Source organism: Streptomyces sp. NPDC023573 (genome assembly GCF_055559735.1).
Genome location: NZ_JBVHKB010000005.1, coordinates 593650 through 609585, shown reverse-complemented (window position 1 = coordinate 609585; position 15936 = coordinate 593650). Strand labels below are relative to the sequence as shown.

8 protein-coding genes and 1 pseudogene are annotated in these 15936 nt (G+C 73.4%); 5 read left to right on the top strand and 4 right to left on the bottom strand.

Features of this window, described 5'->3' with window-relative positions:
• Window positions 1-111: 111 nt before the first annotated feature.
• Window positions 112-1710: pseudogene (locus ACZ32T_RS19805) on the bottom strand (alpha/beta hydrolase); the annotation flags it as partial.
• A 77-nt stretch (window positions 1711-1787) separates the two neighbouring features.
• The gene (locus ACZ32T_RS19800) at window positions 1788-4559 is read right to left on the bottom strand and encodes a lysylphosphatidylglycerol synthase transmembrane domain-containing protein (RefSeq protein WP_467367998.1); all 2772 of its coding nucleotides are present in this window, start codon (window positions 4557-4559) and stop codon (window positions 1788-1790) included.
• Window positions 4560-4775: 216 nt separating this feature from the next.
• Here ACZ32T_RS19800 and ACZ32T_RS19795 point away from each other — a divergent pair, with 216 nt between their 5' ends.
• The 5 genes from ACZ32T_RS19795 to nudC all read left to right on the top strand — a co-directional run bounded on the left by ACZ32T_RS19795 (window position 4776) and on the right by nudC (window position 14841).
• Window positions 4776-5189 (top strand): MGMT family protein, encoded by a 414-nt coding sequence (locus ACZ32T_RS19795; protein WP_467272461.1) that lies wholly within the window; start codon window positions 4776-4778, stop codon window positions 5187-5189.
• A 289-nt stretch (window positions 5190-5478) separates the two neighbouring features.
• Window positions 5479-8874, top strand: coding sequence for an ATP-dependent helicase (locus ACZ32T_RS19790; protein WP_467367995.1), 3396 nt, complete (start codon window positions 5479-5481; stop codon window positions 8872-8874).
• 60 nt (window positions 8875-8934) lie between these two features.
• Window positions 8935-12444 (top strand): UvrD-helicase domain-containing protein, encoded by a 3510-nt coding sequence (locus tag ACZ32T_RS19785; protein WP_467367993.1) that lies wholly within the window; start codon window positions 8935-8937, stop codon window positions 12442-12444.
• A gap of 10 nt (window positions 12445-12454) precedes the next feature.
• On the top strand, window positions 12455-13849 hold the full coding sequence (locus tag ACZ32T_RS19780; RefSeq protein WP_467272455.1) for a dipeptidase: 1395 nt from the start codon (window positions 12455-12457) through the stop codon (window positions 13847-13849).
• A 44-nt stretch (window positions 13850-13893) separates the two neighbouring features.
• The gene (gene nudC / locus ACZ32T_RS19775; RefSeq protein ID WP_467272453.1) at window positions 13894-14841 is read left to right on the top strand and encodes an NAD(+) diphosphatase; all 948 of its coding nucleotides are present in this window, start codon (window positions 13894-13896) and stop codon (window positions 14839-14841) included.
• A gap of 56 nt (window positions 14842-14897) precedes the next feature.
• Here nudC and ACZ32T_RS19770 read toward each other — a convergent pair whose 3' ends face one another.
• Complete coding sequence (locus tag ACZ32T_RS19770; RefSeq protein WP_467367991.1) at window positions 14898-15455, bottom strand: GNAT family N-acetyltransferase; 558 nt, start codon at window positions 15453-15455, stop codon at window positions 14898-14900.
• A 138-nt stretch (window positions 15456-15593) separates the two neighbouring features.
• A complete protein-coding gene (locus ACZ32T_RS19765) occupies window positions 15594-15851 on the bottom strand; it encodes a mycoredoxin (RefSeq protein WP_365935078.1) in 258 nt (85 codons plus the stop codon).
• Between the last annotated feature and the right edge of the window lie 85 nt (window positions 15852-15936).

Genomic DNA, 15936 nt, shown 5'->3' with positions numbered 1-15936 from the left:
CCCCGTGCCCGAAGGCCCTGTGCCCGAAGGCCCTGTGCCCGAAGGCCCCGTGCCCGGACCCGCCTGGGCGGTGGCCGGGCTGTCACCGATGTCCGGCCGTTCAACGAGCGGTCACTCGCAGACCGTTCCCGACTTCGGGACCTCACCTTCGAGCAGATAGGCGTCCACGGCCCGCTGCACGCAGGTGCTGCCGCCGTTGTACGCCCCGTGGCCCTCGCCCTTGTACGTCAGCTCCACCCCGACCCCCTTGCCGAGCTCGGCGGCCATCGCCTTCGCGCCGGCGTACGGCGTCGCGGGGTCCCCGGTGTTGCCGATGACCAGGATCGGGGCCGAGCCGGGCGCGCTGACGTCCGGGGTGTCCCAGGCGCCCGTGACGGGCCAGCCGGTACAGGACATCAGCCCCCAGCCGAGGTAGTCGCCGAACACGGGGGAGGCCTCGCGGAACGCGGGGAGCGCCTTCCTGGTCTGCTCCAGGGTGAACCGCTGCTTCGAGTCCGCGCAGTTGATCGCGGTGTTGGCGGCGTTCGAGTTGTCGTAGTGCCCGTCCTCGGAGCGGCCGTTCAGCGAGTCGGCGAGCGCGAGCAGCAGTCCGCCGTTCCCGCCGTCCGCCTCGTCGAGGCCCTGTTCGAGCAACGGCCAGGTCTCCTTGGAGTAGAGGGCGGACGCGATGCCGGTGGTGGCCTGGGTCTCGGTCAGCTTCCGGTCGCCGAGCCCTGGGACGGGCTTCTTCTCCAGCTTGGCCAGGAGAGCGGCGATCCAGTCCTGGACCTCCTTGGAGGTGGCACCCGGGAGCCTGCAGTCGTCGCGCTCGGCGCAGTCGGCGGTGAAGTTGTCCAGGGCGAGCTGGAAACCCTCCGCCTGGCCGAGCGAGGACTTGAGGGAGTCCTCCGTAGGGTCGACCACCGCGTCCAGGACGGCCCGGCCGACCCGCTCGGGGTAGAGATGGGCGTAGACGCCGCCCAGTTCGGTTCCGTACGAGATCCCGAAGTAGTACAACTTGTCGTCACCGAGCACCTGGCGCAGCAGATCCATGTCCCGGGCCGCGTTCGTCGTGCCGACGTAGGGCAGCTCGTCCCCGGAGTTCTCCTCGCAGTCCGCGATGTAGGACTTCTGGTCCTCGGCGAACGCCTTCTCCTCCTCGGCGTCGTCCGGCGTCCCGTCCTGCTCGTACCGCTTGTCCAGTGTGCTGTCGTCCGAGCACTCGACGCCCTCGCTGCGGCCGACCCCGCGCGGGTCGAAGCTCACCAGGTCGTAGCGGGTACGGAGCGCGTCGTAGGCGGTCCCGAACGACGGCAGCGTGGCGACACCGGAGCCCCCGGGGCCGCCGAAGTTGAAGATCAGCGAACCGATCCGCCGGTCCTTGTTCCGGGCGGCGGCACGGATCAGCGCCAGTTCGACGGTCCGGCCCCCCGGGTCCGCGTAGTCGAGGGGTACGTCGATGAAGGAGCACTCCCACGACGTCCCGCCCGGCAGCGGCGAGGGGGACGGGCCGCTGCCCTGGGCCTGGTTGGGGGCCGTGCACGGCTTCCAGTCGAGTTTCTGGGAGGACAGCTCCTCCGCCGTCGCCGTGGGGGAGGCCGTCGACGCGGCCGTCGGCCTCCCGCTCCCCGTACCTCCGTCGTCCCCGTCGTCCGAGCACGCCGCCAGGGGCAGCAGCACGGTGGCGGTGGCGGCGAGGGCGGCGGCACGCAGAGCGGGGGAGGTCCTCATGACCCCATCGTGCGGCGGCGCGCCGTGGACCGCGCGGGGCGTCGTCCATGCGAGTGGCGCGCCCTCGCGCGTGCGTTCTAAAGCTCTTCCTTGCGGGTCAGCTGGTTGAAGCAGATCCAGCCGGGAAGGACGGGCAGCCACAAGGTCATCACGCGGTACAGCAGCACAGCCGGCGCCGCGACCTCCTTCGGCAGGCCCACCGCGATCAGACCCAGGGTCAGCGCGCCCTCGACCGCCCCCATACCGCCCGGGGTCGGCGCCGCGGAGCCGATGGCGTTGCCCGCGAGGAAGACCACGGCGATGCTGGCGTAACTGAGCTGGGGGACGTCGGGACCGCTGAACGCGCGGATCGACGCGTCGAGGCACAGCACGAACAGCCCGGTCAGCAGCAGCATGCCGCCGATGCCGGTGATCAGCTTCTGCGGCCGCTGCACCACGTCGAGCATGCGGGGTACGACGCCGGCGAACAGCGACCGCACCCGGGTGACGACGAACTTCCGCAGGAACGGGATCGCGGTGACCACCAGCACGAGCACGGCGACCGTGAGCAGACCCGCGATGACCGTCCTGGACGGGGTGAGCGAGTCCGGCGTCTTCTCCGTGCCGGTCAGATAGCCGAACAGGGCGAGCAGCAGGATGTGGCAGCCGAGACCGAACAGCTGGGAGGCGCCCACACTCGCGACGGCGAGCCCCGGGCGCACCCCGGCGCGTTGCAGGAAGCGCGTGTTCAGCGCCACGCCGCCGACCGCCGCCGGCGCCACGATCTTCACGAACGACCCGGCCACCTGGGCCAGCACGGTCTTCCCGAAGGAGACCCGCTCGGGAACGAAGCCCAGCAGGCTCATGGCGGCGGCGACATAGCTCAGGGCGGAGAAGCCCAGCGCCGCCGCCACCCAGCCCCACTCCGCCTGCTCCACGACCGTGCCGAAGTCGGCCTCGGTGACCTGGGAGATCAGGAAGTACGCGGCGATGGAGCCCGCGATGAAGCTGAAGAGGGTGCGCGGTTTGATGCGCTCCAGCCGGACCGGCTCGACCGGTGCCTGCGGCCTGATCAGCAGCACCTGGCGGCGGATCTGGGCCAGCATGTCCTCCTCGCGGGCCTCTTCCAGGGCATCGTCCATCGCCCGCTTCTCGGCCTGCTTCTCCGTGCGCAGCGACTTGCGGACGGCCTTGCGGTCGCTGGTCTCCGAGCCGTGTTCCCGTGCCTTCCCCTGTTTCGCCGCCTGCGAGGCCTCCAGCACCGCCTCACGCTCGCGCTGCGAACGCTCCCGGGCGATTCTGCGCAGCGTCGCCCGGGTGGAGCGGCTCAGGGCGATCGGCTGGAGCAGCGGCAGGCAGTCCGCGACGGCGTCGGGCCCGAGCACGGCGAGCGCGCCCTCGACGGCCCGTTCGGCGCCCACGCGCAGCCCGGTCGTGGTGAGGAGCTGGGCGACGTCCATCCGCAGGACCAGGTCACCGGCGGCGATCTCGCCGCCCCGCAGGTCGGTGACGAACACCGTGCCTGACCCGTCCACCAGAATGGCGTCCCCGGTCAGCCTGCGGTGCGCGATCCGGCGCGACTGGAGCGCCTTCACCTGCCGCCAGGCACCCCGCACCAGGTCGTCGGTGATCTCCTCGTCCTCCATCGCGTCCAGCGAGCGCCCGCCGATGTGCTCGTACACGAGCATCACGGCGTCGGGGCCGAGCTCGGACGTGGCGATCAGCTTGGGCGCGTTGGCCCCCGCGGCGATCGCCGCGTACGCGAGGAGCGCCTCCTGCTCCAGGGCCTGGCGCAGGGACAGGATGGAGCGGCGCTGGGTGATGCTGCGCAGGGTCAGCCTGCGCCACACCCGGTAGAAGAACCCCTGGGCCTGCTGTTCACGGTCGACGACCGTGACGTCCAGCGGTGGTCCGTCCTCCAGGGTCACCAGATAGCGGCGGCCCCGGTCGCTCTGGTCGACGTTGTCGGGAACGTCCTCCGTGCGCATCGCGGCGACCGGGCGGAAACCGACGTGGCGCAGACCGGCCATCAGGTGCTGGCCGGTCGGACGGACGTTCGGCGAGCCGACCGCGTACAGGGTGCCGTACGCCACGGTCCAGCCGATCAGCACGGTCAGGACGATCGAGAACGGGGTGGTGTAACCGCCGACCAGCATCGCGAAGGCGTCCAGGAGGAGCACCACCCACAGGACGACCCGCCAGCGCGGTCTGCGGGCCATCCCCACCGCCGTCATGTAGGCGATGACGGGAGCGAGATAACCGTGCACGGGGTCGGTGAGCGCGTCGCCGGGCTGGGGCTGGGTCAGCGCGTCCCGGATCGTCCCGGACGCCGACCTGGCGACCCACAGGTCGGTGGCCAGGGTCACCCCGTGCGCCAGTACGGCGGCGAGCACCCCGTCCGCGATCCGCAGCCCGTCGCGTTTCACCAGACGCTCGATCGCGAAGGCGACCGGCACGAGGAGCACGGCGATGCTGGACACCAGGCCCGCGAGCTTGATCAGCAGATCGGGGGCCTGGTCGGTGCCCTTGGAGATGTCGTCCTCGAGGCCGGTGGTGGTCCCCTGGGCGAACGCGGCGATGGAGAACAGCAGAGCGATCGCGAGGACCCCGACGAGGAGCCTCAGCAGATCGGAGGGGCGGTGGACCCGGGCGGGCAGCAGGGGTTCGTCGCCGGACACGCGGTCCGTCAGGTCCGTGCCGGCCGACGCGAGTGTCGAGCCCGCCAGGTGCTCCCCGGGGGCCTCTTGCGGCGTCTTCGGAGTCGCTTCGGACGACGCGGGGGTCTTCCCCGCACCTGGTGTGCCGGGGGCGCCGGGCGCGTCCGGGCGCGGCTCGGCGTCAGAGGCGCCCGCCGCCTTCGGTGGCTGCACGCCCTGCTCCTTAGCCTCTGACGAATCTTCGTGTTCTCGTATCACCGGTCACCGCCCGCATGATGGTGGCACGGCCTGCAGACAGAGGGGGGCATCAGGGTGCATTGCGCGGGCGCGATGCGCAACATACGCGGCCCCGCCGCCGCGCGCGCGGTGTGTGAGCGGAACCACGCCGCAGGGCCCCGGCTGTCGGTGGCGTACGGCAGGATGGGGCGGATGAGCGAAGACCGGACGAGAGGCAGCGGCCGGACCGGGGACGTGCCGCCCCGCCCCGTGACCGCCGAGCTGCCCGTCTACGCCGAGCGGGTCCTGGACGTGGCGGACCTGATCCCGCCCGGCCGGGTCATGACGTACGGCGATGTCGCGGAGTGGCTCGGTGACGGCGGGCCGAGGCAGGTCGGCCGGGTGATGGCCCTGTACGGCTCCGCGGCGCCCTGGTGGCGTGTCGTGCGCGCCGACGGGCTGCTGCTGCCGGGCCATGAACTGCGCGCGCTCGGCCACTACCGCGAGGAGGGCACTCCACTGAGAGTGGCCCCGCGCGCCGCGGAAGGGCATGTCCCGCGCCTCGACATGAAGCGCGCCAGATGGGACGGCGTGACCGGTGGCCCGGGCGACGAAGTTCACATCTGACAGCTTCCGCCCTCGTGCCCCGCCGGGACAGGCGGCCGGCCGGTGAGCGGGGCGCGTCGACGGTCCCGCGTGTGACGGGCGACGCGCCGCACCACCCGCTGTCCGCCTCGCCGCTGGCGTAGCGTCGTCCACACGCGGCACGCTCCGCTCCCTCATCCGTCCGTCCGTTCCCGTCCCGGCCGCCCCTCACCCGGGACCCGTAGGACACCAGCAGCCGTCACACCCGGGCCGCACCCCATGGGCCGGCCACCGCGCAGACCCCGTACACCCACCAGGACCGGCGAACCACGTGAGCTCCTCCTCCACCACCCGGAACAGCCCGCACCGTCAGGCACGGCGGCGGGCCCCGGGCGCGTACCGGCTCGTGCGCACGCCGCCGGGATCCGTGGACCCCCCTCTCCTGGACGCACCGCAGCGGGCCGTGGTTGACCACCGGGACGGCCCGCTGCTGGTCCTCGCCGGACCCGGCACGGGCAAGACCACGACGCTGGTCGAGACGGTGGCCCGGCGGGTGGCCCGCGGGACCGACCCCGCGCGCATCCTCGTCCTCACCTTCAGCCGCAAGGCGGCGGTCGAACTCCGCGACCGGATGGCCGCCCGCCTCGGCGGCACCCGGGGTCCGCAGGCCACCACCTTCCACTCGTACTGCTACGCCCTCGTCCGCGCCCACCAGGACGCCGACCTGTTCGCCGATCCGCTGCGCCTGCTCTCCGGGCCCGAGCAGGACGTCACCGTCCGTGAACTCCTGGCCGGACAGCTCGGCCTGGAGCAGGCGGGTCTCGCCCATGTGCGCTGGCCGGACGAGCTGCGCGCGTGCCTGACCACCCGGGGCTTCGCCGACGAGGTGCGCGCAGTGCTGGCCCGCAGCCGCGAGCTGGGCCTGGGACCGGACGCGCTGGCCGCCTTCGCCCGCCGCACGGGCCGTCCCGACTGGAGCGCCGCCGCCCAGTTCCTCGCCGAGTACCTGGACGTCCTGGACGCCCAGGGTGTCCTCGACTACGCGGAACTGGTCCACCGGGCGGTCCTGCTCGCCGAACGGCCCGAGGTGGCGGCAGAGCTGGCCCGGAGCTACGACGTGGTCCTCGTCGACGAGTACCAGGACACGGACCCCGCCCAGGTGCGGCTGCTGCACGCGCTGGCCGGGAACCAGGGCGGCGCCGCGCCGGGCACCGGCGGCGGCCGGACGCTGATCGCCTTCGGCGACCCCGACCAGTCGATCTACGCCTTCCGTGGCGCCGATGTGAACGGCATCCTCGACTTCCCGGACACCTTCCGCCGTGCCGACGGGGCGCCCGCACCCGTCGGGGTGCTCACCACCTCCCGCCGCTCCGGCGCGAAGCTGCTCCAGGCCACCCGGCTGCTCACCCGCCGGATGCCGCTCACCCGTCTGCCCTCGGCCAAGGTCCGCGCCCACCGCGAGCTGTCCGCCGTGCGCGGAGGCGGCCGCGTCGAGACGTACACCTATCCGACGCCCTCCACCGAGCTGGAGAACATCGCCGACCTGCTCCGGCGCGCGCACCTGGAAGAGGGCGTGCCCTGGAGGGACATGGCGGTCCTCGTACGCGCCGGCGGACGTTCGATCCCGGCCGTGCGCCGGGCGCTCAGCTCAGCGGGAGTCCCTCTCGAGGTGGACGGCGACGATCTCCCGCTCCGCCACGAGCCGGCGGTCGCCCCGCTCCTGACCGCCCTGCGCACCGTCGCCACGGCGGCCATGCACCCCGCGGCGCCCGAGGACCCAAACGACGGGGCCGGGGCCGGCGGGGAGGCGGGCGGCACGCACCCGGACGACGGGGCCACCGGGGAGGCGCGCGGCACGCTCGACACCGAGACCGCCCTCGCCCTCCTCACCTCGCCCCTCGGCTCCATGGACGCCGCCGACCTGCGCCGTCTCGGCCGGGCCCTGCGCGACGAGGAGCGGGCCGCCGGGAACCGCGTACCGCCGCCGTCCGGGGAGCTGCTGGCCCGGGCGCTCACCGAGCCCGAGCGCCTGGCCACACACGATCCGGCGTACGCCCGCGGAGCGCAGCGGCTCGGCGCGCTCCTGCGGAGGGCCCGTGAACTCCTGGAGAGCGGCGGCACCGCGGAGGAGGCCCTGTGGACCCTGTGGAACGGCACGCCCTGGCCCGGCCGGCTCGAGCGGGCGGCCCTGCGCGGCGGTGCGGGCGGCCGGAACGCCGACCGGGACCTCGACGCCGTGTGCGCCCTCTTCGACACCGCGGCACGCGCCGAGGAGCGCACCGGCGGACGCGGCGCGCTCAACTTCCTGGAGGAGGTCGACGCCCAGGACATCGCCGCCGACACCCTGTCCCGGCGATCCGTGCGGCCCGACGCCGTACGCCTGATGACCGCGCACCGCTCCAAGGGCCTGGAGTGGCGCCTGGTGGTCGTCGCCGGTGTCCAGGAGGGGCTCTGGCCCGACCTGCGCCGCCGGGGGTCGCTCCTGGAGGCGGACCGCATCGGGCGCGACGGTCTGGCCGAGCCGCTCACCCCGGGGGCGCTCCTGGCCGAGGAGCGCCGCCTGTTCTACGTGGCCGCGACCCGGGCCCGGGAGCGCCTGATCGTCACCGCCGTCAAGGCGCCCGCCGACGACGGCGACCAGCCGTCCCGTTTCCTCACCGAGCTCGGAGTCGAACCCCGGGACGTCACCGGGCGCCCCCGCCGCCCGCTCGCGGTCGCCTCGCTCGTCGCCGAACTCCGGGCGACGACCGTCGACCCCGCCGCCTCGGAAGTCCTGCGCGACGCCGCCGCGCAACGGCTGGCCCGGCTCGCGGCCCTCAGCGACGACGAGGGCCGGCCGCTCGTGCCCGCTGCCCACCCGTACCGCTGGTGGGGGCTGGACGAGCCGACCCGCTCCGAGGTCCCGCTGCGCGACCGGGACCACCCCGTCCCGCTCTCCGGGAGCGCCCTCGACCAGCTGGCCAACACCTGTGCCCTCCAGTGGTTCCTGGGCCGGGAGGTCAAGGCCGACGCCCCGGCGACGGCGGCCCAGGGCTTCGGCAACGTGGTCCACGTCCTCGCGGACGAGGTGGCCTCCGGGCGGACGGGCGCCGATCTGGACGTCCTGATGGAGCGCCTGGACTCCGTGTGGGACGGCCTGGTCTTCGACGCGCCCTGGAAGTCGCAGCAGGAGAAGGACCAGGCACGCGACGCACTGGAACGGTTCCTGCGCTGGCACGTCATGGACCGCGGGGGCCGCACCCCCACGGCGAGCGAACACGACTTCGACGTCACCCTGGAAGCCGGCGAGTACGCCGTACGCATCCGGGGCTCCATGGACCGGGTCGAACAGGACGCCGAGGGCAGGGCGTACGTCGTCGACTTCAAGACCGGCAAGGGGGCGCCGACCAAGGAAGAGGTGGCGTCCCACCCCCAGCTCGCCGTGTACCAGCTGGCGGTCAGGGAAGGTGCCGTCGACGAGGTCTTCGACGGCCGCCGTCCCGACGCCGGCGGCGCCGAGCTCGTCCAGCTGCGCCAGCCCGCCCCCAAGAAGGAGGGCGGCGACGCCCTTCCCAAGGTGCAGGCGCAGGAACCCCTCTCCGGGGAATGGGTCTCCGGCCTGCTGGCCACGGCGGCCGGGCGGGTCCTGGACGAACGGTTCACCCCCACGACCGGTCAGCACTGCACCCACTGCGCCTTCAAGGCGTCGTGCAGCGCACAGCCCGAGGGCCGGCAGATCATCGAATGATCTTCCCGGTGGAATCCGGGCGGGGCCGCGTTGTCGGCGGGGCCGGTTAGCCTCTCTGGAGTGTCCTCCCGTATCACCGATCCCGAGCAGCTCAAGGAGCTCCTGGGGATTCCCTTCACCCCGGAGCAGACGGCCTGCATCACCGCGCCGCCCGCCCCGCAGGTGATCGTGGCCGGAGCCGGCTCGGGGAAGACCACCGTGATGGCCGCCCGGGTCGTCTGGCTGGTCGGGACCGGGCAGGTGGCCCCGGAGCAGGTCCTCGGCCTGACCTTCACGAACAAGGCCGCCGGTGAGCTCGCCGAGCGGGTCCGCCGGGCCCTCGTCGCCGCCGGGGTCACCGACCCGGACGTCATCGACCCGGACAACCCCCCGGGCGAACCCAGCATCTCCACCTACCACGCGTTCGCCGGACGGCTCCTCACCGACCACGGCCTGCGGATAGGGCTCGAACCCACCACCCGGCTCCTCGCCGACGCCACCCGCTACCAGCTCGCCGCCCGGGTGCTGCGCGAGGCCCCCGGCCCGTACCCGGCTCTCACCCGGTCCTTCCCGACCCTCGTCAGCGACCTGCTGGCCCTGGACGCCGAGCTCGCCGAACACCTCGTACGGCCCGAGCAGCTCGCCGAGTACGACACTGAGCTGCTCCACACCCTGGAGACGGCCAGGCTCACCAACGCCGAGCTGCGCAAGCTTCCCGAGACCGCGGAGGCCCGCCGCGAACTCCTCCAGCTGACCCGGCGCTACCGGGAGGCCAAGCGCAGCCGGGACCTCCTCGACTTCGGCGACCAGATCGCCCTCTCCGCCGAGCTGGCGCTCACCCGGCCCGAGGTCGGCGCCATCCTCCGCGACGAGTTCCGGGTGGTCCTGCTCGACGAATACCAGGACACCTCCGTGGCGCAGCGACTGCTCCTGGCCGCGCTGTTCGGCGGGGGCGGCGGGAGCGGCACGGCGGGCCACGCCGTCACCGCCGTCGGTGACCCCTGCCAGGCGATCTACGGCTGGCGCGGCGCCTCCGTGGCCAACCTCGACGACTTCCCGCACCACTTCCCGCACGCCGACGGCACCCCGGCCAGCCGCTACTCCCTCAGCGAGAACCGCCGCAGCGGCGGCCGCCTCCTCCATCTCGCCAACGGCCTCGCCGAACCCCTGCGCGCCATGCACGAGGGCGTCGAGGCGCTGCGGCCCGCACCTGGAGCGGAGAGGGACGGCATGGTCCGGTGCGCCCTCCTGCGCACCCACGCCGAGGAGATCGACTGGCTCGGCGACGCGCTCGCCCATCTCGTGCGGACGGGGACGGCGCCCGGGGAGATCGCCGTCCTGTGCCGGACCGCCGGAGACTTCCCCCGCATCCAGGCCGCCCTGGTCGCCCGGGACATCCCGGTGGAGGTCGTCGGCCTGTCCGGGCTGCTGCACCTCCCCGAGGTCGCGGACCTCGTCGCCGTCTGCGAGGTCCTCCAGGACCCCGGGGCCAACGCCTCCCTCGTCCGGCTGCTCACCGGGCCGCGCTGGCGCATCGGACCCCGGGACCTCGCCCTCCTGGGGCGCCGCGCCCGCCTCCTCGTCCACCGCTCCACCGCCGGCGACGACGCAGACCCGGACCGGCGCCTGGCCGAGGCCGTCGAGGGCATCGACCCCGCCGAGGTGATCTCGCTCGCCGACGCCCTCGACACCTTCCTGGAGTCCGGCGGGTCCGAGGACGACCAGCTGCCCTTCTCGGCCGAGGCGCGCGTCCGCTTCGCCCGTCTCGCCGCCGAGCTCCGCGACCTCCGCCGCTCGCTGGCCGACCCCCTCATGGACGTACTGCACCGCGTCCTCGCGACCACCGGCCTCGAGGTGGAGCTCTCCGCGTCGCCGCACGCCCTGGCCGCACGCCGTCGTGAGACCCTCGCCAACTTCCTGGACGTCGCGGCGGGCTTCGCCGCGGTGGACGGGGACGCGACCCTGCTCGCCTTCCTCGGCTTCCTGCGGACCGCCGCGCAGTACGAGAAGGGCCTGGACAACGCCCTGCCCGGCGGCGAGAACACCGTGAAGGTCCTCACCGCCCACAAGTCCAAGGGACTGGAATGGGACGTCGTCGCCGTCCCCGGCCTCGTCGGCGGGCAGTTCCCCAGCACACGGTCCCGGGACGCCTGGACCTCGCAGTCCCACGTCCTCCCGCACGCTCTGCGCGGAGACGCGGCCACGCTGCCCGCCCTCGGCTCCTTCGACGCCAAGGGCCTCAAGGCGTTCAAGGAAGAGCTGAAGGGCCACCAGCACACCGAGGAGCTGCGCCTCGGCTACGTCACCTTCACCCGCCCCCGCAGCCTGCTGCTCGGCTCCGGCCACTGGTGGGGCCCGTCCCAGAAGAAGCCCCGCGGCCCGTCCGTGTTCCTGGACGCGCTGTACGAGCACTGCGCGGCCGGCCACGGCGAGATCGAGACCTGGGCGGACGAACCCGGTGAGGACGAGGAGAACCCGGCGCTCCAGGAGACGGACGCCGACCAGGCCTGGCCGCTCCCGCTCGACGGCACCGCCATGGCCCGCCGCCGCGCCGCCCGGGACACGGTGCTGGCACACCTGGAGGCCCTGGCGGCCACGCCCGTACCGGATGTGTACGAGGCACAGGATTGGCCCCAGCACGACGAGCCCCCCTACGAGGACGAGGAGCCGCCGTACGACGACGAGCCCCCGTTCGACGACGAGGAGCCGCCGTACGACGAGACCGACGCCCCTTACGACGATCCGCTCCCGGACGGCGAGCCCGCCGCGTCCGCCGCGGGGGCCCTGCCGCCGGACGGCGGCCCGGGTCCGGACGGTGCCGGCGCGGCTCCGCACGGCGCGGCCCCCATCCCGCACGTACCGGCCGCCCGCGCCCCGGCGGACGAGGCCCTCACCCCGGAGGAGTCCCGCACCCTCGCCTCCTGGGACCGGGACCTCGACGCCCTCGCCGGTGAGCTGCGCCGCGCCCGCGCGGCCGTGCGGGACGTCGTCGTACCGGCCACGCTCTCCGCCACCCAGCTCCTGCACCTCGCCGACGACCCCGACGGCTTCGCGCGGGAACTCGCCCGCCCCATGCCCCGCCCCCCTCAGCCGGCCGCCCGCCGGGGGACCCGCTTCCACGCCTGGGTGGAGTCCCGGTTCGAGGAGCTGCCCCTGCCCATGCTGGGCCCGGACGAACTCCCCGGGGGCGACGAAAGCGACGCGGAGATCGCCGACGAGCGTGACCTCGCCGACCTCAAGGAGGCCTTCGAGCGCACCGCGTACGCCCGGCGCACTCCGTACCGCGTCGAGACACCGTTCCAGATCACGCTCGGAGGCCGGGTTGTCCGCGGCCGGATCGACGCGGTCTACCGCACGGGAGACACGTACGAGATCGTCGACTGGAAGACCAGCCGGCACCGCACGGCCGACCCGCTCCAGCTCGCCGTCTACCGGCTGGCGTGGGCCGAACTGCACGGGCTGCCCCTGGAAGCGGTCGAGGCGACCTTCCTGTACGTGCGCACCGGCGAGACGTCCCGGCCCACCGGGCTGCCGGGCCGGGAGGAGCTGGAGAAGCTCCTGCTGGACGAGCCACCTCCCCAGGGCCGATAGGCTCATAAGCATGAGCGACACCCCGGACAGCGCCGTCCGTACGTACACCGAGCAGCACCGCGCGGCCTTCCTCGACGATCTCGCCGAGTGGCTGCGCATCCCGTCCGTCTCCGCCCAGCCGGAGCACGACGGGGACGTACGGCGCAGCGCCGAGTGGCTGTCCGCCAAGCTCGCGGAGACCGGGTTCCCGGTCACCGAGATCTGGGAGACGCCCGGCGCTCCGGCGGTCTTCGCCGAGTGGCCCTCGGAGGATCCGGACGCGCCCGTCGTCCTCGTCTACGGCCACCACGACGTGCAGCCCGCCGCCCGTGAGGACGGCTGGAGCAGCGACCCGTTCGACCCGGTGATCCGCGACGGCAGGATGTACGGACGCGGTGCCGCCGACGACAAGGGCCAGGTGTTCTTCCACACACTCGGTGTCCGCGCCCACCTCGCCGCGACCGGCCGCACGACTCCCGCCGTGCACCTCAAGCTCCTGGTCGAGGGTGAGGAGGAGTCGGGCTCCCCGCACTTCCGCGCGCTGGCCGAGGAGCGGTCCGCCCGCCTGGCGGCCGACGCCGTGATCGTCTCCGACACCGGCATGTGGGACGAGAACACCCCCACCGTCTGCACCGGCATGCGCGGCCTCGCGGAGTGCGAGATCGAGCTGCACGGCCCGGACCAGGACATCCACTCCGGGTCCTTCGGCGGCGCGGTGCCCAACCCCGCGACCGCGCTCGCCCGCCTCGTCGCCGCCCTCCACGACACGGAGGGCAGGGTCGCGGTGCCCGGCTTCTACGACGGCGTCGCCGAGCTCACCGAGACCGAGCGTGACCTCTTCGCCGAGCTGCCCTTCGACGAGGACGTGTGGCTGCGCACGGCCGCCTCCCACGCCGCCGCGGGCGAGGCCGGCTACTCCACCCTCGAGCGCGTCTGGGCCCGCCCCACCGCCGAGGTCAACGGCATCGGCGGCGGTTACCAGGGGGCGGGCAGCAAGACCGTCGTCCCCTCGTCCGCCCTGGCGAAGCTGAGCTTCCGGCTGGTCGCGGGTCAGGACCCGGAGCGGATCCAGGAAGCGGTCCGCACCTGGGCCGAGGCTCGCGTCCCCGCCGGGGTCCGGCACAGGATCACCTTCGCGCCCGCCACCCGCCCCTGTCTGACGCCCCTGGACCACCCCGCCCTCCAGGCGGTGGCCCGCGCCATGGGGCGGGCCTTCGGGACGAAGATCCTCTTCACCCGCGAGGGAGGCTCGGGCCCCGCCGCGGACCTGCAGGACGTGCTCGGCGCGCCGGTCCTGTTCCTGGGCATCTCCGTACCCTCCGACGGCTGGCACGGTCCCGACGAGAAGGTCGAACTCGATCTCCTCCTCAAAGGCGTGGAGACCGCCGCCCACCTGTGGGGCGAGCTGGCCGACGCACTCCGCTGAATCTCTGAACGCCCGATCCACCCCCGGGGGAGTAGGAAGCACCTGTGAGCACCTTCGACAACGCCACCGCAGACCGCCCGATCGGTCTCACCGCGCCCAGCGGCATCGACCGCGCGGCGCACCACCGGCTCGACGAGGCCTGGCTCGCCGCGGCCTGGAGCCACCCGACGACCAGAGTCTTCGTCGTCTCCGGGGGGCAGGCGCTCATCGACGACACCCCCGACGGCGGCACCGAGCTGGTCATGACACCCGCCTTCGAGGCGCCCGTCACCGAGACCCACCGCTACTTCCTGGGTACCGACGAGAACGGCGTACGCTACTTCGCGCTCCAGAAGGACTCCCTCCCGGGCCGCATGGACCAGTCGGCCCGCCCCGCCGGTCTCCGCGAGGCCGGAATGCTCCTCGGCCCGCGTGACGCCGGACTGATGGTGCACGCGGTGGCCCTGGAGAACTGGCAGCGGCTGCACCGCTTCTGCTCACGGTGCGGCGAGCGCACCGTCATCGCGGCGGCCGGGCACATCCGCCGCTGCCAGGCGTGCGGGGCGGAGCACTATCCGCGTACCGACCCCGCCGTGATCATGCTGGTCACGGACGACCAGGACCGTGCCCTGCTGGGACGGCAGGTGCACTGGCCCGAGGGCCGCTTCTCGACCCTCGCCGGGTTCGTCGAGCCGGGTGAGTCGATCGAGCAGTCCGTCGCCCGCGAGGTGTTCGAGGAGGCCGGGATCGTCGTCGGCGAGGTCGAGTACATCGCCAGCCAGCCCTGGCCGTTCCCGTCCAGCCTGATGCTCGGCTTCATGGCGCGTGCCACCTCCTTCGAGATCGACGTGGACGGCGAGGAGATCGAGGAGGCCCGCTGGTTCTCCCGCGAGGAGCTGACAGCCGCCTTCGACTCGGGCGAGGTGCTGCCCCCGTTCGGCGTCTCGATCGCGGCGCGGCTGATCGAGCTCTGGTACGGCAAACCGCTCCCGAGGCCGGGCACCACCGGCTGACGGTCCGGGCGGGCACGGTGACGATCACCGGAACGCACAGCCCGCCCGGGGCCGCTTCAGGGCAGAGCCAGCAGCATCACGTCGTGGAGATCCGCGCTCGCCCCCCACGGCCGGGACTCGCCGACCTTGCGATATCCCCACGCCCGGTAGGCGGCCGACGCCGCCTCGCCGCGCGGGTGGACGTTCAGCAGCACCCGCTCGGCCCCTACGCCGTCGAGCAGCGCCCCGTGGAGACGACGCGCGACGCCCCGCCCACGCCACGGCCCCCGCACGGCGAGCTCCATGAGCCCGAAGGTCCGGCGCCCGTCCTCGCGCCGCATGTCCTCGGGCACGGGCTCGGTCAGTTCGTCCCACCACACCGCACGGGGGCCGAGCGTGATGCCGTACGCCATGCCGACGGGCTCGCCGTTCTCGGAGCGGGCCAGGGCGGCGCGGAACGTGCGGTCGCGGGCCTGGACGGGGAAGCGGCGGAAGGCGGCGGCGACATCTTCCTCGCCCTCGTCGTAGGGAGGCTCGGCGAAGGCCTCGGCGTAGACCGTCCTGAACGCCTCCTCGGCCCGGACCGCGGCAGAACCGTCCATCCGCTGTATCCCGACGGCCCCTTGCCGTGTCATGTGATCCCCCTCCCTTCGGCGGCCCCGCTGTCCGCCCGCCCCGTACTCGGCGCGCCGGAACTCCTGGGCAGGACCGGGATACACGAAACCCCCGACCAGCTCCAGGCCGATCAGGGGTTGTGCGCGCGTCACGCCCGGTCAGACGCCGAGCGCCTGCTTCACCTGCGCGAGGCTCGGGTTCGTCATGACGACCTCGGAGCCTCCCTGCTCGGGAACCACCAGAACCGTCGGAACCGTCTGGTTTCCGCCGTTCGCCTTCTCGACGAAGGCCGCCGAGTCCGGGTCCTGCTCGATGTTGACCTCGGTGTACGCGATGCCTTCGCGGTCCATCTGCCCCTTGAGCCGGCGGCAGTAGCCGCACCATGTGGTGCTGTACATCGTCACAGTGCCCGGCATGTCGTCGGCGCTCCTTCGTCTTGTCCGTCCGGATGCGGGACCGTCCGTACGCGCACGTTCCCGCATGGAGGGAACGCACGGGATC